The sequence below is a fragment of the Psychromicrobium ferritrahens genome (genome assembly GCF_043789415.1).
In the GTDB taxonomy this organism is placed as follows: Bacteria; Actinomycetota; Actinomycetes; order Actinomycetales; family Micrococcaceae; genus Renibacterium.
In genome coordinates this window covers 1,015,088-1,036,314 of sequence record NZ_JBDLLW010000001.1, presented here as the reverse complement: position 1 = coordinate 1,036,314, position 21,227 = coordinate 1,015,088, and the positions used below count along the sequence as shown (strand labels likewise).

Sequence of the window (21,227 nt, the reverse complement as noted above, 5' to 3'; positions counted from 1 at the left end):
CCTGCCCGAACTTGCGAGGGGAAGGGCTGTTCGCGAACGCGACACTGTGGGAGTGTCCTTAGAGTGGGGCGCGAGGGCTCCACTGTGGCGACGAAGGGAGCGACAGGGTTCCCTGCGCGAGCTTGCGAGGGGGAGGGCTGTTCGCGAACGCGACACTGTGGGAGTGCCCCAATCTCTTTAGGACTTGAGCTTGGGTTTGACGTCCTTATCGTAGATGCCTTGCAGAGTGTTCTTCAGATCGGCCAGCGTGGCTTTGACATCAGCTTTCTCATTCATGATCTTGGCCGCCGCCTTGGCCATCTCCTGATCAGCGCCGGGCAGGAAGACCCGGGCGTAATCCTGGCTCTTGGTCACCTTGAGCTGGTCGAGAGCGACTTGGATCTGCGGGGTCTTCGCCAGCACGGCCGACATGTCTGCCGAGGTGCGGCTCGGCATATAGCCGGTAGCTTCGGAGAACTGCGCGGTGCTCTGAGCACTGGTGTAGAAGCTCAGGAACTTGGCAGCCGCCAATTGGCGTTCCGGGCTGCTCTTCTTGGCGATCGCGAGCCCGGCCCCGCCAGTGGGGCAGACCGGGGACGCCGAGGCGGGGCCACCGGGCAGGAAACCCACGCCGATGTTCAGGCCCTTTTCCTTGGCGGCCTTCAGCGTGGTCACCAAGTCTCCGGTGGAGGAGACAGTTGAACTGACCGCTCCGGCCGTCATATCGCCCACGGCGTCCTTGGAAGAGACTCCCGCCCAGTTATTCTTCACAATGCTGTCCTGCACCCACTGCATGGCCTTGACCGTTTCATCAGAATCAGCGGTGATGTCCCACTCCTTGGACCAGCTGCCGCCGAAGCCCCAGAGGACGTTCTGCAGCGTCCAGCCGGCATAGCCGGCCAGCGCCGGGTACTGGTATGCGTGCAGGAAACCCGGTTTGGAAGCGTTGGCTTGTTGGATCTTGGGAGCCCACTGGGCGAACTCGTCCCAGGTCTTCGGGGCACGGTCCGGCAGGCCAGCGGCTTTGAAATGATCCTTGTTGTAGTAGAACAACGGGGTCGAGCGGTTGTTCGGCACGGCCCAGTGCTTGTTGTCGTACTTGTAGTCGTCGTACAGCGTCTGGTTGAAGTCGTCGGTCTTGTCGTTGACCGCTTTGAGCAGCTCATCGATCGGCACGATGGAATCCGCGATGGCGAAGCGGAACCACCAGACGTCGGAGGCCAGCACGATATCCGGGGTGTCGTTGCCGGTCTGCGCGGTCTGGAACTTCTGCGCTACTTCCTCGTAGTTCGAACCGCCGGTGATCAGGCTGACCTTGATCTCCGGATTGGCCTTCTGGAAATCGTCGATCAGCTTCTGCTCGATCGGCTGGGAAGAGCCGGGGTGGCTGGAGAGGAAGGTGATCTGCCCTGCTGGCTTAACCTTGGACCAGTCGACGTTCGTGGCGGCAGTGTTCGGGCCGCCGCTCGTGCTGGGACCACCGCAGGCTGCGAGCGCCGTCGCACCTATTCCCAGACCACCGAGGGTGAGGAATCCTTTGCGATTGATGTTCATGTTGTGCCTTTCATTGGAAGGTAGGGTGCAGCGAACTGGGTCGGGAAGCTTTAACCGGTGACGGAGCCCTGAGTGAGCCCGGCGACGATATAGCGCTGGAGAGCGGCGAAGATCACCAGGATCGGCAGGATGACAATGACCGCTCCGGCCATCAGCACGCCCCAGGCTTGGGAACTCGAGTCTGAATTGCTGAGCAGGGTCAGGCCCACCGGGAGCGTCATCATCTCCGGCTTGGTGGTGATGATGAGTGGCCAGATGTACTCATTCCACTCGGTCACGATGGTGACCAGGGCGACGGTAGCGATTGAGGGCACCGAGATGGGGACCACGATCTTCCAGAGTCGGCGCCAGTGCCCGGCTCCGTCGATCTCTGCGGATTCCAGGATCGAGGTGGGCAGTGTCATGAAGTGCTGACGCAGCAGGAAAGTGCCGAAAGCGGTGCCAAGACCGGGCAGGATGATTCCCCAGTAGGTGTTCTGGCCGTTCAGACTGGAGATCAGAATATAGTTCGGCAGCACGGCGACCTGCGGCGGGACCATCAGGGCCACCAGGATCAGGATGAAGATCAGGCGTTTGAAGGGGAACCGGACGAAGACTAAGGCGTAAGCGGTGAGAATCGCGAGGAGGCATTTAATCACCGAGCCGATCGCCGTCACGATCACGCTGTTCAGGAAGAACTGTGCAAAGGGAACCGTGGTGGCCGCGGTGGCGTAGTTATCGAAAGTCGGGGCTTGCGGCAAGATTTTGAGGTCCGTGGTGATGATTTCCCCGGGCGCCTTGAAGGAGGAGAGGATCATCCAGAGCAGCGGCAAGAACACCACCAGCGTGGCGATCAGCAGCGGAAGATAACCGCCAACCAGGGTTCGGGCGAGGTTCTTGGCTGAGAAGGGGCCTGGAACGCGGGTGGCAATGGAACTCGAACTCATGCGTAGTGCACCTTCTTCTCAACGAATCGCATCTGGATAGCCGTCATGATCAGCAGCAGCACGAAGAGCACTACGGAAATCGCCGCTGAGTAACCTGCCCGGTTATAAGCGCCGAAAGCCTGCAGATAGGTTTCGAACATCAAGGTGTCGGTGCCCTGCCCGGTGGGGGTCATGATCTTCAAGATGTCGAAGGCCTGAAGCGAGGACAGCAGCGAAGTGATCAGCAGGAAGAACGTGGTGGGGGAGAGCAAGGGGAAGACGATGGAGAAGAAGCGACGGACCGAACCGGCGCCGTCCAGTGAAGCAGCCTCCATCACATCCTTGGGCATCGATTGCAGGCCTGCTAGGTAGACCACCGCGCAATAGCCTAGGTTCTTCCAGATGTAGACGATGATCACCATGGTCAAGGCCAGTTTGGGATCGTTGATCCACTGCGGGCTGCTCTGCCCGAGTCCTCGAAGGATCCAGGAGAGCGCTCCGTAGACCGGATCGAAGATGAAGAGCCAGACCAGCCCGACTCCGACGCCGGAGAGCACGTAGGGCGCGAAAATCGCGGACCGCGCGAAGGTCCTGCCGGGAAGTCGCTGGTTGAGTGCCAGGGCCACGAGTAAGCCGAGTACCATCGCACCGCCCACCGTGAAGATGGTGAAGATCGCGGTGGTGCCCAGTACCTTCGGGGCATCCGAGGAGGTGAAGAAGGTCACGTAGTTGTCCAGGCCCACCGACGTGGCGAAATCGGAGCCCAGGGTCCAGTCCAATAACGAGTACTGGATATTAGCGATCAGCGGACGGTAGGTGAACAAAACGATCAGAGCGATGTTCGGCAGCGCGAAGGCTAGGAAAATCCAGGCATCGCGCTTGGTACGCGCAGTCCAATATCGTTGCCTGATCTTAGTAGTCCCACCCGGTGCGGAAGGTGGTGTCGTCATAGAGAGATCTCGCTTTACTTTTCAGTGGCCGCACGACGCCCCCAGGCGGCTGCAGGAAGATTCTCTGACTACTCCAGCACAAGCGACGGCGTTGTCTTGCCAAAATCGTACTGCTCGTGGCAATGTTCCCGAAGCTTTCACCGGACGTTTACCTAGTTGAGTCATAGAAGGCTGAGTACTCCGTAAAAATTAACTCGATTGATTCATAAATCGGTTTATCTAAGTAGAGACAGCACGCTCAAAATGGTCAACAATAGATGCATGACGGAGAGCGTGGGGGTCTCAGGCGGACAGTTAACCGATGTTCCAGGTATTTCGGTGGGGCAAGTGGAGCGAATCGGCGATGGCTGGCTGACCGGAGTCAGTGTCGTCATACCGCCCCCCGGTACCGTCGGTTCGGTTGATGTACGCGGTGGCGGGCCCGGCACCCATGAAACCGACGCTCTGGACTCCGACACTCTGGTGCAGACCATAGATGCGGTTGTGCTCACCGGGGGCAGCGCCTACGGTCTGGTCTCCGCCCGCGGAGTGATGCGCTGGTGCGAAGAGCAAGGGCGAGGGTACGAAGTCGAAGGCGGCACGGTTCCTATCGTTCCCGCCGCAGCGATCTTCGACCTCGGAAGGGGTGGCAATTTTGCCTGTCGACCGGATGAGGAGATGGGCTACCAGGCAGCTAAAGCGGCTCAGTCCGGAGATATTCGGCGCGGCAACGCTGGTGCGGGAGCCGGTGCCGCACTGGGGCGCGGTATTTTCAAAGGCGGTGTTGGCACCGCGTCGATGCGGATGCGCGGAATCAATAACGACGTCGTGATCGGTGCGCTGGTAGTGGTGAACGCCTACGGACACCCCTTGGGAGCGGACGAGACACTCAAGCAGATGGATGGCGAGCCCGGGCTGAACACCACTCTGGCCGTGGTGGCGACCAACGCCGTGCTGACCAAGCCGCAAGCGAAGCGCACCGCGACCGCTTCCCACGCCGGAATGGCCAGGGCCTTGGCCCCGGTGCACACCCTGCTCGATGGTGACACCATCTTCACTTTGGCGACCGGGGAAATCGAGTTGCGCGGGCATGGCGTGGCGGATATGCGTCCTATGGTCGAGTTGCAATCCTTCGCCGCGATCACCGTACAGGCGGCCATTGAAGACGCGGTGAAATCCGCTCAGACCATCAAGACTCCTGCGGGAACGTTCTCCCGCTGGCCGATGTAGCTACTTCGCCTCAGCCGCTGATGGCTACCGGATTTAACTTATCCGGCTAGATGGCGTAAAGTTGTGTGTTGGTTGTTTGCGCTTTGACGCGCCCATTCAAATCCATCAATAGTGTGTGGTTTGATGTGCGCATCGTACAGAGCGCAACTGTCAAAAATCGAACGCCGTCCGCAACAGCGGAGGGCAAACAACAGTTAGCGGAGGATATGGCCAAAAAAGACGGGGTCATTGAGATCGAGGGCGTAGTGACTGAGGCGCTGCCCAACGCGATGTTTCGTGTTGAGCTGACCAATAAGCACATCGTACTCGCTCACATTTCTGGAAAGATGCGCCAGCACTACATTCGAATCCTCCCTGAGGACCGGGTCGTGGTGGAGCTAAGTCCTTACGACCTTACTCGCGGCCGCATCGTCTATCGCTATAAATAACACTCACCTGCTCAAACGCAAAGGAATGCCATGAAGGTCAAGCCGAGCGTCAAGCAGATCTGCGACAAATGCAAGGTGATCCGCCGTAACGGCCGGGTCATGGTGATCTGCGAGAACCCACGCCACAAGCAGCGCCAGGGCTAATTCTTTCCTTCTTCAGGAGAGCGTTCCCCGGAACTGTGCACGACATAAATAGATAAAAAGGCAGCACAAGTCGATTCCTGGAATCGGCCCACCCCCGGTCGGAGGCCGGGGCCGCAATGAGAAATGCGGGTGTACTGCCTACGACCTCCGGATAAACCAAGGAGTACCGCCACTATGGCTCGTCTCGCCGGCGTTGATCTTCCCCGCGAAAAGCGGTTGGAAGTTGCGCTTACTTACATCTATGGCGTGGGCAAGACCCGTGCACACCAGACCCTGACCGAAACCGGGATCTCCCCGGATGTTCGGGTCAAGGACCTCTCCGATGCTGAACTCGTTCAGCTCCGTGACTTCATCGAAGGCAACTTCAAGGTTGAAGGCGATCTTCGCCGCGAAGTAGCCGCCGATATCCGCCGCAAGGTCGAGATTGGCAGCTACCAGGGTATTCGTCACCGCCGCGGCTTGCCGGTTCACGGCCAGCGCACCAAAACCAATGCGCGCACCCGCAAGGGCCCGAAGCGCACCGTTGCCGGCAAGAAGAAGGCAGGCCGCTAATCCCCACTCGGGATAGCGACCAGCTGATCAGAATTTAGGAGAAACAATGCCCCCGAAGACTCGTGGCGCGGTTCGCAAGCCGCGTAAGAAGGACAAGAAGAATATCGCGCTTGGTCAGGCGCATATCAAGAGCACGTTCAATAACACCATCGTGACCATCACCGATCCGGCAGGCGCCGTCATCGCTTGGGCTTCCTCGGGTGAGGTCGGCTTCAAGGGATCGCGCAAGTCGACGCCGTTCGCTGCCCAGCTCGCTGCTGAGCAGGCCGCTAAGCGTGCCCAGGAGCACGGCGTCCGCAAGGTCGATGTTTTCGTCAAGGGTCCGGGTTCCGGACGTGAAACCGCTATCCGCTCGCTGCAGGCCACCGGCCTGGAGGTGGGGTCCATCCAGGATGTGACTCCGAGCGCGCATAACGGCTGCCGTCCGCCCAAGCGTCGCCGCGTCTAACAGCGCCGATGAATCACTGGCGAGCTTGCCGCGAATCCTAGGATTCGCGGCAAGCCCACGCCGGTTAAAGACTTTAGATACCTTCTTTCCACTACCTGTGTTGCGTCATATAGCGGATGCTCGCTGAAAGGAAAACCAAGTGCTCATTGCACAGCGCCCGACCCTCTCTGAAGAAGTAGTTTCCGATAACCGTTCACGGTTCATCATCGAACCGTTGGAACCCGGCTTCGGATACACCCTCGGAAATTCTCTGCGTCGTACCCTGCTCTCCTCGATCCCCGGCGCCGCTGTTACCAGCATCCGGATCGATGGCGTGCTGCACGAATTCACCACCGTTCCCGGTGTGAAGGAAGACGTCACCGAGATCATCCTGAACATCAAGAACCTTTCGGTTTCCTCTGAGCACGATGAGCCTGTTGTCGCCTACCTGCGCAAGCAGGGCCCCGGCGTCGTGACTGCGGCTGATATCGCCCCGCCGGCCGGTGTGGAGTTCCACAACCCGGATCTGCACATCGCCACGTTGAACTCGAAGGGGAAGTTCGAACTCGAACTGACCATCGAGCGTGGCCGTGGCTACGTTTCGGCAGCGCAGAACAAGTCAGGCGATTCTGAGATCGGCCGGATTCCGGTTGATTCGATTTACTCGCCTGTGCTCAAGGTGACTTTCCGGGTGGAAGCCACTCGTGTTGAGCAGCGTACCGACTTCGATCGCTTGATCGTCGACGTCGAGACCAAGCAGGCCATCGCACCGCGTGACGCCGTGGCATCCGCTGGAACCACTCTGGTGGAGCTGTTCGGTCTGGCTCGTGAGCTCAATACCGCAGCTGAAGGCATTGAAATCGGCCCCTCGCCGACCGATGCCGCCTTGGCCGCGGATATGGCACTGCCGATCGAGGATCTGGACCTCACCGTCCGTTCCTACAACTGCCTCAAGCGCGAAGGCATCCACAGTGTGGGTGAGCTGGTTGCTCGTTCCGAGGCTGATCTGATGGACATCCGGAACTTCGGTGCCAAGTCCATCGACGAGGTCAAGGCGAAGCTCGTGGAACTCGGGCTGTCCCTGAAGGATTCCCCTCCAGGATTTGATCTCGCTGCTCGTGCCGCTGCGATTGATGAAGACGACGCCTTCGCTGACGACGAGCTCTAAAGCCTGTATTTGAATTTGCTTCCGGCGGGCTCAGCGTCCAAATGCTGAGAACCTCCGCTATCCATTTGAGGAGAAAACATCATGCCTACCCCTACTAAGGGTCCGCGCCTGGGCGGTGGCCCAGCTCACGAGCGGTTGATTCTGGCCAACCTGGCAGCATCGCTGTTCGAGCACAAGCGCATCACCACCACGGAGACCAAAGCCAAGCGGCTGCGTCCCTACGCCGAGCGCCTGATCACTTTCGCCAAGCGCGGAGATCTGGCCTCACGTCGTCGGGTGCTCGGTCTGATCAGCAATAAGAGCATTGTGCACGAGCTGTTCACCGATATCGCAGAAGCAGTTGAGAAGCGCGACGGTGGCTACACTCGGATCACCAAGATCGGCAACCGGAAGGGCGATAACGCTCCGATGGCTGTGATTGAGCTCGTCCTCGAGCCGGTCAGCCCGAAGCAGGCCGTTGTTGCCGAGGCCGAGTCGGCCAAGTCAGCTAGCGCTGCAAAGCCCGCCAAGGTCGTTGAGACCGAAGTTGCTGAGGAAGCTCCCGTCGAGGCCGCTGAAGCCACCGAGGACGCTCCGAAGTACGCCGGCTCGCACGCTGTCCTGGAAGACGTCAACGAAGCTCCTGAAGGCTTCGAGATCAAGGGCAACGAAGATTCCATGAAGTACCACGTGCCTGGTTCACGTTGGTACGACAAGACCGTCGCCGAGGTGTGGTTCGCCACCGCTGAGGACGCCAAGGCAGCAGGCTTCGTGCCCGCTGGTGGCGAAGACGCTCAGGAAGAAGGCGAAGAGGAAGCTGCCAAGTAACACTGGCCGCTAGACTTCAGCTATGTCTTTGATGGAACCCATCATCCCCGCCTCAGGGGGTGGTGGGTTCTTTCGTGTCCGGCTCGACCTGGCCTACGATGGGACGCCGTTCAGCGGCTGGGCGATTCAGCCCTCTCGGCTCACGGTGCAGGGAGCGCTTGAGGCTGCGCTGGAGATGCTGATCCGGCGTCCGGTGCGCACCACGGTGGCGGGCCGAACCGACGCTGGGGTGCACGCTCGCGGGCAAGTCGTCCACCTGGAACTCAGCGAACAGGAATGGTCGGCCCTTGCCAGGCGCAGCGGTCAGCGACCCGAGCAGGCGTTGCTCCGCAGGTTGCGCGGCACCCTCTCGAGGGTGCTTGCCGCCGATAGCGGGGCGATCGTGGTCCATCGCGCGGCGCTGGCTCCCGCCGGTTTCGACGCTAGGTTCTCTGCGCTCTGGCGTCGCTACAGCTACCGAATAGCCGATGTCCCCGAGAACTGGGACCCGGTGCAGCGGCAGCTGACCTGGTGGTACAAGGACGCGCTCGACGTCGTTCGGCTCAATCAAGCCGCGCTGCCGTTGCTGGGCCTGCAGGATTTCAGGTCTTTTTGCAAGCCGCGGGCGAATGACCCGGGTTCCAGCACGGTACGCCAGTTACAGAAATTTGAATTCTTGCGCGGCTATGACGGCGTGATCACGGTGAATATTCAGGCGGACGCCTTCTGCCACAACATGGTTAGGGCACTCATCGGGTCGGCGGTACAGGTTGGCTCGGGGGAACAGCCCCTTGGTTGGCTGGAAGAGCGTCTGGCCTTGAAATTCCGAGACGCGAAATCACTACTGGCTGCTCCGCATGCCTTAGTCCTGGAGGAAGTGGCTTATCCGGGTGATGGGGAGCTTGCGGCTCGTGCGGAATTGACCAGGGCACGCCGAGCTGAGGCTTAGGCTGAACGCGGCATTCAGCTTCATGCCTGGTTTCTGTTGGGCCGTTACGCCGACCTCGCGCGGTCGTTGGGACCTCGTTTTGAGGAGCCCTCTGAACGGGGGCTCTGGAAGCATTTTGAACTGCAGGCTCAACAGGGTAATATTGATAGTCGTTGTGCGTATCCTCACTCGGTATCGTGCATCCAGGCGTTGGCTCAGTTGCAGAGTCATAAGACGCGGGGTGTGCCGGGTAACTGGATTACTGGTCTTTAGAGTCCTCACCTCTTGCCCGGTAACGCACGAGATGTGATGCCGTTGGATCTAAAAATCCGCGGTATTCCCCCTAAGAACACGAAACGAAGGCAAAAACTGTGCGTACGTACACCCCGAAGCCCGGCGACATCAACCGCCAGTGGCACGTCATTGACGCCACCGACGTTGTCCTGGGTCGTCTTGCCAGCCAGACCGCAACACTGCTGCGCGGAAAGCACAAGCCGACCTTTGCACCCCATATGGATATGGGCGACTTCGTCATTATCATCAACGCCGACAAGGTTGCCCTGACCGGCGCCAAGCTCGAGCAGAAGCGCGCTTACCGCCACTCCGGTTACCCGGGTGGTCTGTCGAGCGTGAGCTACGCGGAACTTCTGGAGAAGAATCCGGTTCGCGCTGTAGAGAAGGCCATCAAGGGCATGCTGCCCAAGACTTCGCTGGCCGCTCAGCAGCTGTCCAAGCTGAAGGTCTATGTGGGTGCTGAGCACCCGCACGCCGCTCAGCAGCCGAAGACGTTCGAAATTTCCCAGGTCGCCCAGTAGTCCTGGCCACCAAACACACTTAATCAAGGAGAATCGTGGCTCAGAACACTGAAGAGCTGAATACCGAAGCTGCTCCGGCAGCCGAGGAAGAAGTATTGACTAGCTACACCTCAGAGAGCGCTGGCGCATCAGAGTCCGCTCCGAAGAAAGAGCGTCCCGCGCTGACCGTTCCCGGTTCCGCCGTCGGCCGCCGTAAAGAAGCCATCGCTCGGGTCCGGGTTATCCCGGGCACCGGCAAGTGGACCGTGAACGGTCGCGAACTGGCTGATTACTTCCCGAACAAACTGCACCAGCAGGAAGTTAACGAGCCCTTCAAGATCCTCGATCTGGATGGCGCTTACGACGTGATCGCTCGCATCCACGGTGGTGGCCCTTCAGGCCAGGCCGGTGCGCTGCGTCTCGGCGTCGCTCGTTCACTCAACGAGATCGACGAAGAGAATAACCGCCCGACCCTGAAGAAGGCAGGCTTCCTGACTCGTGACGCTCGCGTCATCGAACGTAAGAAGGCCGGTCTCAAGAAGGCCCGTAAGGCTCCGCAGTACTCCAAGCGCTAAAACAGCGCTCCTCAAAAGGCCGGTCGCTTGGGCGACCGGCCTTTTGAGTCTCTCGCGCTGTTTGAGCGCTTGGCTCCACAAGCGCTAATCCCCACAGCCTCTCGACACTCATTCTTCGTGTCGGGGCCCTCGGCTGTGTGGGCCCAAACGCTTCCAAAAGGGCCCGTTGCAAAGCGACGGGCCCTTTTGGGTCCTCGCGAATATTTAGCGCTTGGCTCCACAAGCGCTAATCCCCGTGTCCTCCCGACACTCATTCTTCGTGTCGGGGCCCTCGGCTGTGTGGGCCCAAACGCTTCCAGAAGGGTCCGTCGCAAAGCGACGGGCCCTTCTGGCGTTCCTGTGGTATTCCCCCAGGGCTTTGCGATAGTCCAGGGACTCAAATCCAAAAAGAAAACCCGGAAACCTCCTTCGTGCAATCCAGTTGTCCCACTGAGTGTTACGGATGAGGCGGGATATTTGCCACATTTGCACCACCCTTAACATTCAGTGGGACGGCTGGTTTTGAGCTGGGCTGGATTTGCTCTTGCGGGCTGGGGTTTTGATGGGGGTCGGTGTGGATCGGACGGTTTGGAGCGGTGAACGGGAAGTGCTCCGGGGGAATGTAGAATCGATCTGATGTCTAGATTGTTTGGAACCGATGGGGTTCGCGGCTTAGCCAATGGCTTGCTCACCGCCGAGCTGGCGCTTTCTCTGGCTCAGGCAGCGGCTGTAGTCCTAGGCCATGATCAAATGGCGGAGGGCAAACGCCCCAGAGCGGTGATTGCCCGCGATCCACGGGCCTCCGGTGAGTTCATCGGAGCCGCTGTGGAAGCTGGCCTGGCCAGCGCCGGCGTCGACGTCTACGACGCCGGAGTGCTGCCCACTCCCGCCGCAGCTTATTTGATCGCTTCTTTGGACGCCGACTTCGGCGTGATGATCTCGGCTTCCCATAACCCTGCGGCGGATAACGGTATTAAGTTCTTCGCCCGAGGCGGCCAGAAGCTCGCCGACGAGGTGGAAGACGCCATTGAAGCGGAGCTCAAAAAAGAGCCGCACCGTCCCACCGGTGTCGGAGTGGGTAGGATTCAGCGTTTCTCTGATGCAGAGGATCGCTATATCTTGCATCTGCTCACCACCTTGCCGCATCGGCTCGATGGGCTGACCGTGGTGCTGGACTGCGCTCACGGGGCAGCTAGTGGCTGCTCCCCCCAGGTTTTCAAGGACGCCGGGGCTAATGTCATCGTGATCGGTGCCGAACCCGATGGTTTGAACATCAATGACGGCGTCGGCTCGACACACCTGGGACCCCTGCAAGAAGCCGTGGTGGCCCACGGAGCTGATCTGGGCATCGCTCACGACGGGGACGCCGATCGTTGTCTCGCGGTGGACCACGAGGGCAATGTGATCGACGGCGATCAGATCATGGCGATCCTGGCTCTCGCCCTGAAAGCCGATGGCAAACTCCGGGACAATGTCTTGGTGGCCACCGTGATGAGCAACCTCGGACTCAAGCTGGCGCTGCGCGAGGCGGGAATCAGCATCCGAGAAACGGCAGTGGGCGATCGCTATGTGCTCGAAGCAATGCGCGAAGGCGATTTCAACCTGGGCGGCGAACAGTCGGGGCACGTTATTTTTTCTGATTACGCCACCACCGGAGACGGCGTGCTGACCGGGCTGCAGTTGGCCGCTCAAGTGGCTCGGACAGGTCGTAGCCTGCAACAGCTCGCCACCGCGATGACGAAACTCCCGCAACTGATGATCAATGTCAAAGGCGTCGATAAGCAACGTGCGCAGAGCGATGAAGGCGTCCGGGAAGCGGTGCGTCGCGCAGAACAGGAGCTGGGGGAGACGGGCCGAGTGCTGCTGCGCCCCTCCGGTACCGAGGCCTTGGTGCGCGTGATGGTCGAAGCCGCTGATATGGACACCGCGACCCGGATCTGCCAGGAACTCGCTTCGGTGGTAAAAGAACGGCTGACGCTCGTCGCCTAGCGATTACGCTAAGCCGAGCATCAGCCGTTCGGTGGAGCTATTCGATTGTCGATGGAGCTAGTTACGTGCCTTGAGCGCATCCCGGATCTCGGTGAGCAGCACGATCTGCGGATCCGGAGCATCTTCGTCCGGCTTAATGCCGAGCTTGGCATTGCGGCGGGCGATCACATGGTTCATCGGAACCACAACAACGAAGTAGACCGCGGCAGCGACCAACAAGAAGTTGATAATAGCGGTAATCAATGCACCGATAGAGATGAAGTTGGCCGCATCTGCACCGATTTGGTACTGCAGCACATTATCGAAATTAGGTTTGCCGAAAATGCCAGCGATCAGTGGCATCAGGACTTTGTTGACGAGTGTGGTGACGACGGTGCCAAAGGCTGCGCCGATGACGACGGCAACTGCCAGGTCAACGACGTTGCCTTTCATAATGAAATCTCTGAATCCCTTAATCATGGCACCTAATTTAGGCGGAAATTTTAGCGTTTCCTTCTGCGACACGCATTCTTGGAAACTTATTCCACGGTTCGCACGTTGAGGTGCCGGTGATTCAGGAGTAGTCCGGCGCTGCTTCCAGGCCGAAATACTCCTCAAGGGTGTGCAAGCCCGACTTCTTGACGGCGGTGGCCAGTTCCACCCCGACGAACCTCAGATGCCACGGCTCAGCGAAGTATCCGCTGATCAGATGAAAACCCAGCTGATAGCGCACCACGAAGCCGAAGCGGTGAGAGTTCTCCCCCACCCAGCGAGCGAGTGGACGGTCGGCAAAACAAGGCTGGAGATTGCATCCTCCGGAATCGCCGACGTCCACCGCGAGACCGGTCTGGTGCTCCGAATAGCCGGGCCTGGCAGAGGCGTGATCCGCACCGGAAACTCCTACCGAGCCGGCGTAGGAGCCATAGGTGGCAACCTGGGTCTGGTAAGAACGGAAACCGCTGACCAGACTGAGCGGGGTTCCCTGAGCGGCGGCTTCTTGGGCGAGCGCCTCCAGCGCCCTGGCTGCTGGCGCACGAAGCAGAGCGCTTTCTCCGCTCACCATGCTGGTCACCCGAGGCTGAACCAAATCGTTCGGTCGATAGGTCGAGGGACGCAAAGGGCGATGCTTATTGACCACGACCCAGATCGAACTGGGATCGTCGAGCGAATGAGCCAGTGCAGCGGCTGGATGCTGAGCGGGGCCTGGAATCTCCCCGATAGTCGCTTTCACCGGGCTGCTCGAGGAGCTTGCGGCACCGCTGGAGGAAGCAGCAGGAGGTTCCGGAGCGCAACCGGCCAGACCCAGGGCAGCCAGGCCACCAAAGCCCAGGTGCAGGATGGCCCGACGATCCATCGCGGATCCATTCATCACGTCTTCCTTAGCAGCATCCGCCGGATCGAGTGGTCGGCGTCCTTGGTCAGCACCAAACGAGCCCGGCCTCTGGTGGGAAGCACGTTCTCCCTGAGGTTGGGCTCATTGATGCGTTGCCAGATTCCGCTGGCCGTCTCTACCGCCTGGGCATCGGATAGTGAAGCATAACGATGAAAATAAGATTCTGGATGGGAGAAGGCGGACTGCCGGAGTGAAAGGAATCGATCGATGTACCACTGCTCGATGTGTGCAGGTTTGGCATCCACGAAGACCGAGAAATCGAAGAAGTCGCTGACCGCGAGGCCTGAGCGGCCGTCCTGCTGAGGGCGGGCGGGAGCCAGCACATTCAGCCCCTCCACGATGAGCACATCTGGCCGGTGCACGACGACCTCCCTGCCCGGCACGATGTCATAGGTCAGATGCGAGTACCAGGGGGCACGCACTTCTTCTGCCCCGCCTTTGACCTCGCTGACGAAGCGCAATAGCGCTCGTCGATCGTAGGATTCCGGGAAACCCTTGCGTTGCATCAGACCTCGCCGTTCCAGCTCGGCGTTGGGGTAGAGGAAGCCATCGGTGGTGACCAGTTCAACATTGGGTGTGCCGGGCCAGCGGCGGAGCATCTCGCGCAGGATCCTGGCGGTCGTTGATTTGCCGACCGCCACCGAGCCGGCGACTCCGATCACGAAAGGCGTGCGCTGAGTCTGCTCGCCGAGAAAAGTCGTGGTGGCTGAGTGCAGCTGACCTGCGGCAGCCACATAGAGGTTCAGCAGGCGGGAGAGAGGTAGGTAGACTTCACGCACTTCTGTCATGTTCAGCGGGTCATCGAGACCACGAAGCCGCAGAATGTCTTCCTCGTTGAGCGGTTGCTCGATCTCGGCGGAGAGCTGCGACCATCTCTGCCGGTCCAGCTCAACGAAAGGGGAGGCGCCGTAGCCCGAATCCGTGCGTTGCAAACTCACCTAAGAGATTCTGCCCCCTCCGCGAGCCAATGGCGAATTGCCAGCGATCCACTGCAGGTCAGGGATGCCGTGCCTGCCCGGTAAGATTGAATCCATGTGCGGAATTGTTGGCTATGTAAGCCGGGCAGATCAAACGCGAGATCATGGGGCCCTCGATGTTGTACTGGAAGGTCTGCGTAGGCTGGAATACCGTGGCTATGACTCAGCCGGTGTAGCAGTGCTATCGGATGGCCAGATCTTCTCGGCGAAGAAAGCGGGGAAGCTGAGCAATCTTCTGACCGAACTTGAAGAACATCCGCTGCCCGCTTCCCGAACCGGCATCGGGCATACTCGGTGGGCTACTCACGGCGGACCCACCGACGTCAATGCGCACCCGCATCTGGCGGATCAAGGTCGGCTGGCGCTGATCCATAACGGCATTATTGAGAATTTCTCCGAATTGAAAATCGGCCTGCTGGAGCGCGGAGTCACCTTCCTCTCATCGACCGATACCGAGGTTGCCGCAGCTTTGCTGGGCGAGGAGTATCAGGCGGCGAGCGACGTCGCCCCGGCAGATCGGCTAACGGTAGCCATGCAGCGCGCCTGCCAGAAGCTGGAAGGCGCCTTCACCCTGCTTGCCGTGCACGCGGAACTTCCCGACGTCGTGGTGGCAGCGCGGCGAAACTCACCGCTCGTGGTGGGACTGGGCGAGGGCGAGAACTTCCTCGGCTCCGACGTCTCCGGCTTCATCGATTACACTCGGCGAGCCGTGGAACTGGGCCAGGACCAGATCGTCACCATCGCCCCCGATACCGTGGTGATCACCGATTTCTTCGGCGCTCCCGCCGAAGGCAAGGAATACGAAGTCGACTGGGACGCCGCGGCGGCCGAGAAAGACGGTTTCCCCTCCTTCATGGAGAAAGAAATTCATGAGCAGCCACGCGCAGTTTCGGAGACCTTGCTGGGGCGCACTGACGTTTCCGGCAGGCTGATCCTCGATGAACTGCGGATCGACCCGGCCCAGCTCAAGCAGGTCAATAAGATCATTGTGCTGGCCTGCGGTACCAGCGCCTACGCCGGCCAGGTGGCGAAATACGCTATCGAGCATTGGTGCCGGATCCCCACCGAAGTGGAGCTTTCACACGAGTTCCGCTACCGGGACCCGATTGTGGATTCCAATACCTTGATCATTTCGATCTCACAATCCGGTGAGACCATGGACACTTTGATGGCAGTGCGCTATGCCCGGGAACAGGGCGCTAAGACGCTCGCCATCTGCAATACCAATGGCTCCACCATTCCTCGCGAGTCTGACGCGGTGCTGTACACCCACGCCGGGCCGGAGATCGCGGTGGCTTCCACGAAGGCGTTCCTGGCACAGATCACCGCTGCTTATTTGCTCGGGCTCTACCTGGCGCAACTGCGAGGCAATAAATTCCAGGGTGAGATCAAGGATCTGCTGGCGGATCTGCACAAGACCCCGGAGAAGATCCAACGTGTGCTGGACAACGAACAGCAGATCCGTGATCTGGCAGTTGCCATGAAGGATGCTAAATCGGTGCTCTTCCTGGGGCGGCACGTCGGTTTCCCGGTGGCGATGGAAGGTGCGCTCAAGCTCAAGGAGCTCGCCTATATCCATGCCGAGGGCTTTGCTGCCGGCGAGCTTAAGCACGGTCCGATCGCTCTGATCGAAGACGGTCAGCCGGTTTTCGTGGTGGTGCCTTCGCCCAATGGCCGCGATTCGCTGCACGCCAAGGTGGTCTCCAACATTCAAGAGATCCGGGCCCGCGGAGCGAAGACCATTGTGATCGCCGAAGAGGGCGACGAGGCGGTGCGCGAATTCGCTGAGCATGTGTTCTACATCCCGGCGACGCCGACTCTGCTGGCCCCGCTGCTGACCACTGTGCCTTTGCAGATCTTCGCCTGCGCGTTAGCTAGCGCCAAGGGCTACGATGTCGATCAGCCCCGTAACCTGGCTAAGTCAGTGACGGTCGAGTAATGGCACAGGCGCTATTGGTTATTGATGCACAGCAGGCCATGGTGGACGGCAGCTATGCCGGGGAGCTATTCAACAGGGACGCCGTGCTGAGCAATATCGCTTTGGCGCTGCAGAAGGCCACCGCAGCTGGAGCGCAAGTCGTCTTTATCCGCGATAAGGACGTGGCCGGTGGCAGTGGGGCCGGTTTTGAGGTGGCTGCTGAACTGGTCCAGCCCGCTGGATCGGTGACCATCGATAAGTCGAATAACAATGCCTTCACCCGGACCCTGCTGGGCCCCTTCTTAGAGCAGCGCGGCATTGATCATCTGGTGATCTGCGGGTTCCAGAGCGAATACTGCATTGACACCGCGGTGCGAGCGGCGGTTGGCCGTAATTTGAGCGTCACCCTGTTGGAAGACGCTCACTCCACTGTCGACTCGCCGGTGCTGAGTGCAGAGAAGATCATCGCGCACGAGAATGAGACGTTGTATGCGCACGGTGATCTGGAGCATTTCTGCGTGACCCGGCCGACGTCTGAGGATGTCTTCGTGCCGAATCACGCAGAGACTCTGGCTCACTGGGAAGCTGAAGAGAACGGCTAAGTTTTTAAATGACTGATCCCGGTGGACTCGATAACGAGTCCACCGGGATCAGTCGCATTCAGCGTGAAGACTCAGACTAGAGTGGCGTTGCGCTTCTGCCTCACTAAAGGTTCGAGTCCTTCGTAGAAGAACGGGATGCTGTCTTCCTCTCCGTTCCGGACTCGATCTAAGACCTTGGACATCGCCATGAATCCGAGATTGAATTCAGGTTCGCCAATCACCAGCACCCAGGGGTTCTGATCCTGAAATGGTTTGTAGCTCCCGCCGTATTCGCGACGCGCAGTCTCCATAATGTAGGAGGAGATGCCTTCCCACATCGGCTGGGGTAACTCGATATTGTGTCGGTGGAATTCTTCGAGAGCTTCGTCAACCACGTTCAGTGATTCACTCTTGAAATTGAGCACGCCAGCAGCAATGCCAATGGATTCTTCCGCGAAGGAAACGAATTGCGCTGCCTGGAGAGCATGCAATTCCTCTGCGGTTTCCACCACGACCGGCTCGGGTTGTTGTTCCTGGGGAGTTGTTTTCTTACGGCCGAAGAGTCCCATTAGAGCTTCCTGGGTAGTTGGAATATGGATGGATGAAGTCAGCGAACTCGGCGACGAGCGGCGTATAGCGCTGCGACCCCCGAGAGCAGCAGGAAGCCTGCCAGGCTCAGAGGGAGTGCCGGATCGGCGCCGGTGTTGGCGAGGGCTGATTTCTGGTTATCACTGCTTGCAGAAGCAGCAGAGGCTGTGGGTGTCTGCTTGTCCGTTGGAGTCTGCTTGATGGTCGTATTCACTGGATGCGGTTTGGTGGTGTCTGGTTTAGCTGTAACAGCGGCGGGCTTCGCCCCCACTGTCACGTAGATGTATGCGGTGGAGTAAACCTCGTCGAGGTTATACGCATAATACTTGACCCGCGGAACTGCTCCACTGAAGCCAGGCGCTGGAGTGAAAACGACCTTTCCACCGGGCAGGAATCTAAAGTTGCCTTCCGGACCTTCCACCGTGTCACCTGAAGAACCGTCTCGACCGATCAGAAATATGAAGTTCGGATCCATCGGCGTTTGTCTTTCATCGCCATCGTTACTGCTCACGTCAATGGTGATGGGAGTCTGATACTTTGTCATCGCAATGTCATTATGAGCGCTGGTGAGGCTGGCCAAGGATGCTTGCTCTAAAGTCACACTGAGCTTGACATTAGCCGGATAACGTCTAGTTGCGCTGAAGTCGCTGGTCAGAATATTCTTCTGGTTTGCCCTAATATAGAACCACCCTTGGGCGGCTGAGCTCGGTTCAGGCTTAGCGTTAGTTAAAGTGATGACTGGGGTTTCTCTATACATGCCAGTCAGTTGATTCCATTGGGTCACGCCGACACTAATAGGAGGCAAGGTGACTGTTTCCCGCGCTAATATTGAGGTACCTGCGGCCAAAAGTGGCCAAAGCTCGCTGAAATCGGTGATCTGATTCCCATCGAGGTTCAGCCGTTTTAACTGTGTCATGGAGCCTAGCGAACTTACATTTGAGATTTTACTGTAGGTAAGCACTAACTCAGTCAAGTTCGGCAGGTTTTTCAGAGGCGAAAGGTCAGTAACCGAGCTTCCCCAGATAGTGATTTCTTGCAGTTTGGTCAAACCGCTGAGCGGTCGTAAATCAGTCAGAGCGGGGCTTCGAACGAAGTTGGAAAATTCCTTGAGATTGCTTAGCTGTGCAATACCGGACAGAGTCGAGATCTTCCGGGTGCAGGTGAGCTTTTCAATAGTGAGCGCTTGTTCTTGAGTAATATCGGCATCTTTAGATTGCTCAAGCTGCTCGTTGATGCATTCTTTGAGATTTACATCTTGAACATCAATCCCTGCGGCTGCCGCTGGCTGAGCGCCGAGTAATGAAGCGGCTATAGCAATGAGTCCCGCGGCAGCGGTGATGGACAGTCTTTTCTTCATGAACTTCTTTCGTCGGTAAGCCCGGCTGTTGTGCGCCGGCAGAGAGCTCTCTGGGACCGGGTAGCAATCGCCTCGGTGGGGTTTAAAGAGGCCGATACAGATGCCAATGCATCGAAACAGGCCGTTCTTCGCTCTTTCTCAATTTTTTCACAGGATCCAGCCGCGCCGGTTCTTAACGGTTGGAAGTTTTATTGGAAGTGACCGGAAGTTTTTGGTTTCTGGCACCTCGCCGCCCTCTCCAGTCCGCTCGCTAGACTGTCAGCATGATCATCGGTATAGGCATTGACGTAGTGGACATCGAACGTTTCGGTCGTCAGCTGGAGCGGACGCCCGGGTTATTGGACCGGCTCTTCGTGCCCGCTGAGCGCGGGCTCAACACCCGTTCTCTGGCCGCCCGGTTCGCTGCCAAGGAAGCGGTGGCCAAAGCGCTCGGAGCACCGGCAGGGATGAATTGGCAGGACTGCTGGATCGGTCTGGACGAGAACGGCCCGACCGTCCAGGTGAAAGGCACTGTCGCCGCGGTAGCTGAGTCTCGGGGCGTGAAGCGCTGGCATCTTTCGATGAGTCATGACGGCGGAATCTCTACGGCCTTCGTGATCGGTGAAGGCTAATGCTTTCAGCCTTCACCGGCACCACGATCCGAGCCGCTGAGCAGCCTTTGCTCGACGCCGGAGCTGGGCCGGAACTGATGGCTCGGGCAGCCTATGGTCTGGCCAACGCGGCGCTCTGGCAGTTGAGCCGGGGCGGCCTGGTGTATGGCAGCTCAGTGGTTCTCTTAGTGGGTTCCGGAAACAACGGCGGCGATGCGCTCTACGCTGGGGAGCTGCTGATCCGCCGTGGAGTACGAGTGACGGCGGTACTGGTCTCGGAGCGAGCGCATCCTCAGGCGTTCGAGGCTTTTCAGCTGGCGGGTGGCAATGTCTTGCGGTTAGCTACTGAGCCCAGCTGCTGCCTAGAGCAAGCGCTCGCCGCCGATCTGATCATTGACGGTATTCTCGGCACCGGTGCTCGAGGGGGTTTAAGGGGTGCAGCGGCTGAGCTGGTGGAAAAGTTGGCCGAGCATTCGCCGCCGGTGCTGGCCTGTGATCTGCCGAGTGGTGTTGATGCCAATACCGGCGAAGTCTCCGGGCCTGTGCTTCGGGCCAATCACACCGTGACTTTCGGTGGTGTGAAAGCCGGACTGCTACTGCCTCCCGCGGAGGAATACGCCGGCGGGCTGAGCCTGATCGACTTGGGATTGGAACTGCCGGAAGCAGCGTTGAATCGCCTGGATGAGCGGGATCTTGCCGATCTCTGGCCCTGGCCGGGAACCACCGATCACAAGTACAGCCGAGGCGTACTCGGCGTGGTGGCAGGTTCTCAGGCCTATCCCGGGGCGGCTCAATTGGCGTTGGGAGGTGCTCTAGCCGCCGGCGTCGGCATGATTCGCTATTTGGGGCCAGCCCCCATTCCTCCTGAGGTGGTGCGAGGCGCTGAGACAGTGGCCGCCAACCGGGTGCAGGCTTGGTTAGTGGGGCCCGGAGTCGCCTCTGACGTCGAGCAGGAGCGGCGTTGTTTTGACGCTTTGACTTCGGGGCTGCCCGTGGTAGCCGATGCCGGAGCACTGAGCTTGCTGCCGGATACCCTGGGGCCACAGGTGGTGCTCACTCCTCATGCCGGAGAGCTGGCCGCGCTGCTGAGTCGCCGCGGGCACTTGACCGAGCGCGTCGACGTCGAGCGTTCGCCTGTGCAGCATGCCCGTCAGGTGGCGGAGCTGACCGGGGCGACGGTGCTATTGAAAGGGTCGACTACGGTGGTGGTGAGCCCTCGTGGCGCGGCTTATAGCCAGGCCGAGGGCACGCCCTGGCTGGCGACGGCGGGTAGCGGAGACACACTGAGCGGCATTCTCGGTGCCTTGCTGGCCGCGGGGGTGAAACCCGCGCTCGCCGCTGCAATGGCTGCCAGTGTGCACGGCAGAGCGGGGGTCTTCGCTTCCGACGGGGGATCGATCACCGCTCGGGAGATCGCCGAGTCCGTTCCGCAGGTACTTCGCCAACTCAACGCTAGAAACTCAACGGCGTGACAGCA

At 59.5% G+C, this 21,227-nt stretch carries 23 protein-coding genes; 15 read left to right on the top strand and 8 right to left on the bottom strand.

Annotated elements, in window-relative coordinates:
* Positions 1–177 precede the first annotated feature (177 nt).
* Genes ABDK06_RS04780 through ABDK06_RS04770 form a run of 3 tightly spaced genes read right to left on the bottom strand, consistent with a single transcriptional unit; the run spans position 178 to position 3,388 of the window.
* Positions 178–1,533 (bottom strand): ABC transporter substrate-binding protein, encoded by a 1,356-nt coding sequence (locus tag ABDK06_RS04780; RefSeq protein ID WP_394939447.1) that lies wholly within the window; start codon positions 1,531–1,533, stop codon positions 178–180.
* Between the two features lie 50 nt (positions 1,534–1,583).
* The gene (locus ABDK06_RS04775; protein WP_394939445.1) at positions 1,584–2,459 is read right to left on the bottom strand and encodes a carbohydrate ABC transporter permease; all 876 of its coding nucleotides are present in this window, start codon (positions 2,457–2,459) and stop codon (positions 1,584–1,586) included.
* Positions 2,456–3,388, bottom strand: coding sequence for a carbohydrate ABC transporter permease (locus tag ABDK06_RS04770; protein WP_394939443.1), 933 nt, complete (start codon positions 3,386–3,388; stop codon positions 2,456–2,458). The genes ABDK06_RS04775 and ABDK06_RS04770 overlap by 4 nt, the downstream gene beginning before the upstream one ends.
* Positions 3,389–3,649: 261 nt before the next feature.
* On the opposite strand from ABDK06_RS04770, the gene ABDK06_RS04765 reads away from it, so the two are divergent.
* From ABDK06_RS04765 to glmM, 11 genes are all read left to right on the top strand, one after another.
* Complete coding sequence (locus ABDK06_RS04765; RefSeq protein WP_394939441.1) at positions 3,650–4,597, top strand: P1 family peptidase; 948 nt, start codon at positions 3,650–3,652, stop codon at positions 4,595–4,597.
* 206 nt (positions 4,598–4,803) lie between these two features.
* A complete protein-coding gene (gene infA / locus ABDK06_RS04760) occupies positions 4,804–5,025 on the top strand; it encodes a translation initiation factor IF-1 (RefSeq protein ID WP_009358723.1) in 222 nt (73 codons plus the stop codon).
* Positions 5,026–5,055: 30 nt separating this feature from the next.
* Complete coding sequence (gene rpmJ, locus ABDK06_RS04755; RefSeq protein ID WP_011775570.1) at positions 5,056–5,169, top strand: 50S ribosomal protein L36; 114 nt, start codon at positions 5,056–5,058, stop codon at positions 5,167–5,169.
* A 174-nt stretch (positions 5,170–5,343) separates the two neighbouring features.
* A complete protein-coding gene (gene rpsM / locus ABDK06_RS04750; RefSeq protein ID WP_045075214.1) occupies positions 5,344–5,721 on the top strand; it encodes a 30S ribosomal protein S13 in 378 nt (125 codons plus the stop codon).
* 46 nt (positions 5,722–5,767) lie between these two features.
* Positions 5,768–6,169, top strand: a complete 402-nt coding sequence (gene rpsK / locus ABDK06_RS04745; protein ID WP_179388906.1) for a 30S ribosomal protein S11 — start codon at positions 5,768–5,770, stop codon at positions 6,167–6,169.
* 139 nt (positions 6,170–6,308) lie between these two features.
* Complete coding sequence (locus ABDK06_RS04740) at positions 6,309–7,316, top strand: DNA-directed RNA polymerase subunit alpha (RefSeq protein ID WP_394939435.1); 1,008 nt, start codon at positions 6,309–6,311, stop codon at positions 7,314–7,316.
* A gap of 81 nt (positions 7,317–7,397) precedes the next feature.
* Positions 7,398–8,123 (top strand): 50S ribosomal protein L17, sunset domain variant, encoded by a 726-nt coding sequence (gene rplQ / locus ABDK06_RS04735; RefSeq protein WP_394939433.1) that lies wholly within the window; start codon positions 7,398–7,400, stop codon positions 8,121–8,123.
* Between the two features lie 22 nt (positions 8,124–8,145).
* Entirely contained in the window at positions 8,146–9,051 is a 906-nt protein-coding gene (truA, locus tag ABDK06_RS04730) for a tRNA pseudouridine(38-40) synthase TruA (RefSeq protein ID WP_394939431.1), read from the top strand.
* 350 nt (positions 9,052–9,401) lie between these two features.
* Positions 9,402–9,845, top strand: coding sequence for a 50S ribosomal protein L13 (gene rplM, locus ABDK06_RS04725; RefSeq protein ID WP_394939429.1), 444 nt, complete (start codon positions 9,402–9,404; stop codon positions 9,843–9,845).
* Between the two features lie 35 nt (positions 9,846–9,880).
* Entirely contained in the window at positions 9,881–10,399 is a 519-nt protein-coding gene (rpsI, locus tag ABDK06_RS04720) for a 30S ribosomal protein S9 (RefSeq protein WP_394939427.1), read from the top strand.
* 615 nt (positions 10,400–11,014) lie between these two features.
* On the top strand, positions 11,015–12,367 hold the full coding sequence (gene glmM, locus ABDK06_RS04715; RefSeq protein WP_394939425.1) for a phosphoglucosamine mutase: 1,353 nt from the start codon (positions 11,015–11,017) through the stop codon (positions 12,365–12,367).
* 57 nt (positions 12,368–12,424) lie between these two features.
* Here glmM and mscL read toward each other — a convergent pair whose 3' ends face one another.
* From mscL to coaA, 3 genes are all read right to left on the bottom strand, one after another.
* Complete coding sequence (gene mscL, locus ABDK06_RS04710; protein ID WP_394939423.1) at positions 12,425–12,826, bottom strand: large conductance mechanosensitive channel protein MscL; 402 nt, start codon at positions 12,824–12,826, stop codon at positions 12,425–12,427.
* 94 nt (positions 12,827–12,920) lie between these two features.
* Positions 12,921–13,715, bottom strand: a complete 795-nt coding sequence (locus tag ABDK06_RS04705; RefSeq protein WP_394939421.1) for a M15 family metallopeptidase — start codon at positions 13,713–13,715, stop codon at positions 12,921–12,923.
* A complete protein-coding gene (gene coaA, locus ABDK06_RS04700) occupies positions 13,715–14,677 on the bottom strand; it encodes a type I pantothenate kinase (protein ID WP_394939419.1) in 963 nt (320 codons plus the stop codon). The genes ABDK06_RS04705 and coaA overlap by 1 nt, the downstream gene beginning before the upstream one ends.
* Positions 14,678–14,771: 94 nt before the next feature.
* On the opposite strand from coaA, the gene glmS reads away from it, so the two are divergent.
* Together glmS and ABDK06_RS04690 are read left to right on the top strand one after the other, a co-directional pair.
* Positions 14,772–16,655: a glutamine--fructose-6-phosphate transaminase (isomerizing) gene (gene glmS, locus ABDK06_RS04695; RefSeq protein WP_394939417.1), complete on the top strand. Its 1,884-nt coding sequence runs from the start codon at positions 14,772–14,774 to the stop codon at positions 16,653–16,655.
* The gene (locus ABDK06_RS04690) at positions 16,655–17,236 is read left to right on the top strand and encodes an isochorismatase family protein (RefSeq protein ID WP_394939415.1); all 582 of its coding nucleotides are present in this window, start codon (positions 16,655–16,657) and stop codon (positions 17,234–17,236) included. Before glmS ends, ABDK06_RS04690 begins: the two co-directional genes overlap by 1 nt.
* Positions 17,237–17,307: 71 nt before the next feature.
* Here ABDK06_RS04690 and ABDK06_RS04685 read toward each other — a convergent pair whose 3' ends face one another.
* Together ABDK06_RS04685 and ABDK06_RS04680 are read right to left on the bottom strand one after the other, a co-directional pair.
* Positions 17,308–17,784, bottom strand: a complete 477-nt coding sequence (locus ABDK06_RS04685) for a hypothetical protein (protein ID WP_394939413.1) — start codon at positions 17,782–17,784, stop codon at positions 17,308–17,310.
* Between the two features lie 38 nt (positions 17,785–17,822).
* Positions 17,823–19,160 carry a leucine-rich repeat domain-containing protein gene (locus ABDK06_RS04680; RefSeq protein ID WP_394939411.1) on the bottom strand — a complete coding sequence of 446 codons (1,338 nt, stop codon included), beginning with the start codon at positions 19,158–19,160 and terminating at the stop codon, positions 17,823–17,825.
* Between the two features lie 263 nt (positions 19,161–19,423).
* Here ABDK06_RS04680 and ABDK06_RS04675 point away from each other — a divergent pair, with 263 nt between their 5' ends.
* Complete coding sequence (locus ABDK06_RS04675; protein ID WP_394939409.1) at positions 19,424–19,771, top strand: holo-ACP synthase; 348 nt, start codon at positions 19,424–19,426, stop codon at positions 19,769–19,771.
* Positions 19,771–21,222, top strand: coding sequence for an NAD(P)H-hydrate epimerase (locus ABDK06_RS04670; RefSeq protein WP_394939407.1), 1,452 nt, complete (start codon positions 19,771–19,773; stop codon positions 21,220–21,222). The genes ABDK06_RS04675 and ABDK06_RS04670 overlap by 1 nt, the downstream gene beginning before the upstream one ends.
* The last annotated feature ends 5 nt before the right edge of the window (positions 21,223–21,227 follow it).

Excerpts from the sequence above, each read along its gene's own strand:
- ABDK06_RS04780 (WP_394939447.1), bottom strand. The coding sequence starts at position 1,533 with ATGAACATCAATCGCAAAGGATTCCTCACCCTCGGTGGTCTGGGAATA.
- ABDK06_RS04775 (WP_394939445.1), bottom strand. The coding sequence starts at position 2,459 with ATGAGTTCGAGTTCCATTGCCACCCGCGTTCCAGGCCCCTTCTCAGCC.
- ABDK06_RS04770 (WP_394939443.1), bottom strand. The coding sequence starts at position 3,388 with ATGACGACACCACCTTCCGCACCGGGTGGGACTACTAAGATCAGGCAA.
- ABDK06_RS04765 (WP_394939441.1), top strand. The coding sequence starts at position 3,650 with ATGACGGAGAGCGTGGGGGTCTCAGGCGGACAGTTAACCGATGTTCCA.
- infA (WP_009358723.1), top strand. The coding sequence starts at position 4,804 with ATGGCCAAAAAAGACGGGGTCATTGAGATCGAGGGCGTAGTGACTGAG.
- rpmJ (WP_011775570.1), top strand. The coding sequence starts at position 5,056 with ATGAAGGTCAAGCCGAGCGTCAAGCAGATCTGCGACAAATGCAAGGTG.
- rpsM (WP_045075214.1), top strand. The coding sequence starts at position 5,344 with ATGGCTCGTCTCGCCGGCGTTGATCTTCCCCGCGAAAAGCGGTTGGAA.
- rpsK (WP_179388906.1), top strand. The coding sequence starts at position 5,768 with ATGCCCCCGAAGACTCGTGGCGCGGTTCGCAAGCCGCGTAAGAAGGAC.
- rplQ (WP_394939433.1), top strand. The coding sequence starts at position 7,398 with ATGCCTACCCCTACTAAGGGTCCGCGCCTGGGCGGTGGCCCAGCTCAC.
- truA (WP_394939431.1), top strand. The coding sequence starts at position 8,146 with ATGTCTTTGATGGAACCCATCATCCCCGCCTCAGGGGGTGGTGGGTTC.
- glmM (WP_394939425.1), top strand. The coding sequence starts at position 11,015 with ATGTCTAGATTGTTTGGAACCGATGGGGTTCGCGGCTTAGCCAATGGC.
- mscL (WP_394939423.1), bottom strand. The coding sequence starts at position 12,826 with ATGATTAAGGGATTCAGAGATTTCATTATGAAAGGCAACGTCGTTGAC.
- ABDK06_RS04705 (WP_394939421.1), bottom strand. The coding sequence starts at position 13,715 with ATGAATGGATCCGCGATGGATCGTCGGGCCATCCTGCACCTGGGCTTT.
- glmS (WP_394939417.1), top strand. The coding sequence starts at position 14,772 with ATGTGCGGAATTGTTGGCTATGTAAGCCGGGCAGATCAAACGCGAGAT.
- ABDK06_RS04690 (WP_394939415.1), top strand. The coding sequence starts at position 16,655 with ATGGCACAGGCGCTATTGGTTATTGATGCACAGCAGGCCATGGTGGAC.
- ABDK06_RS04685 (WP_394939413.1), bottom strand. The coding sequence starts at position 17,784 with ATGGGACTCTTCGGCCGTAAGAAAACAACTCCCCAGGAACAACAACCC.
- ABDK06_RS04680 (WP_394939411.1), bottom strand. The coding sequence starts at position 19,160 with ATGAAGAAAAGACTGTCCATCACCGCTGCCGCGGGACTCATTGCTATA.
- ABDK06_RS04675 (WP_394939409.1), top strand. The coding sequence starts at position 19,424 with ATGATCATCGGTATAGGCATTGACGTAGTGGACATCGAACGTTTCGGT.
- ABDK06_RS04670 (WP_394939407.1), top strand. The coding sequence starts at position 19,771 with ATGCTTTCAGCCTTCACCGGCACCACGATCCGAGCCGCTGAGCAGCCT.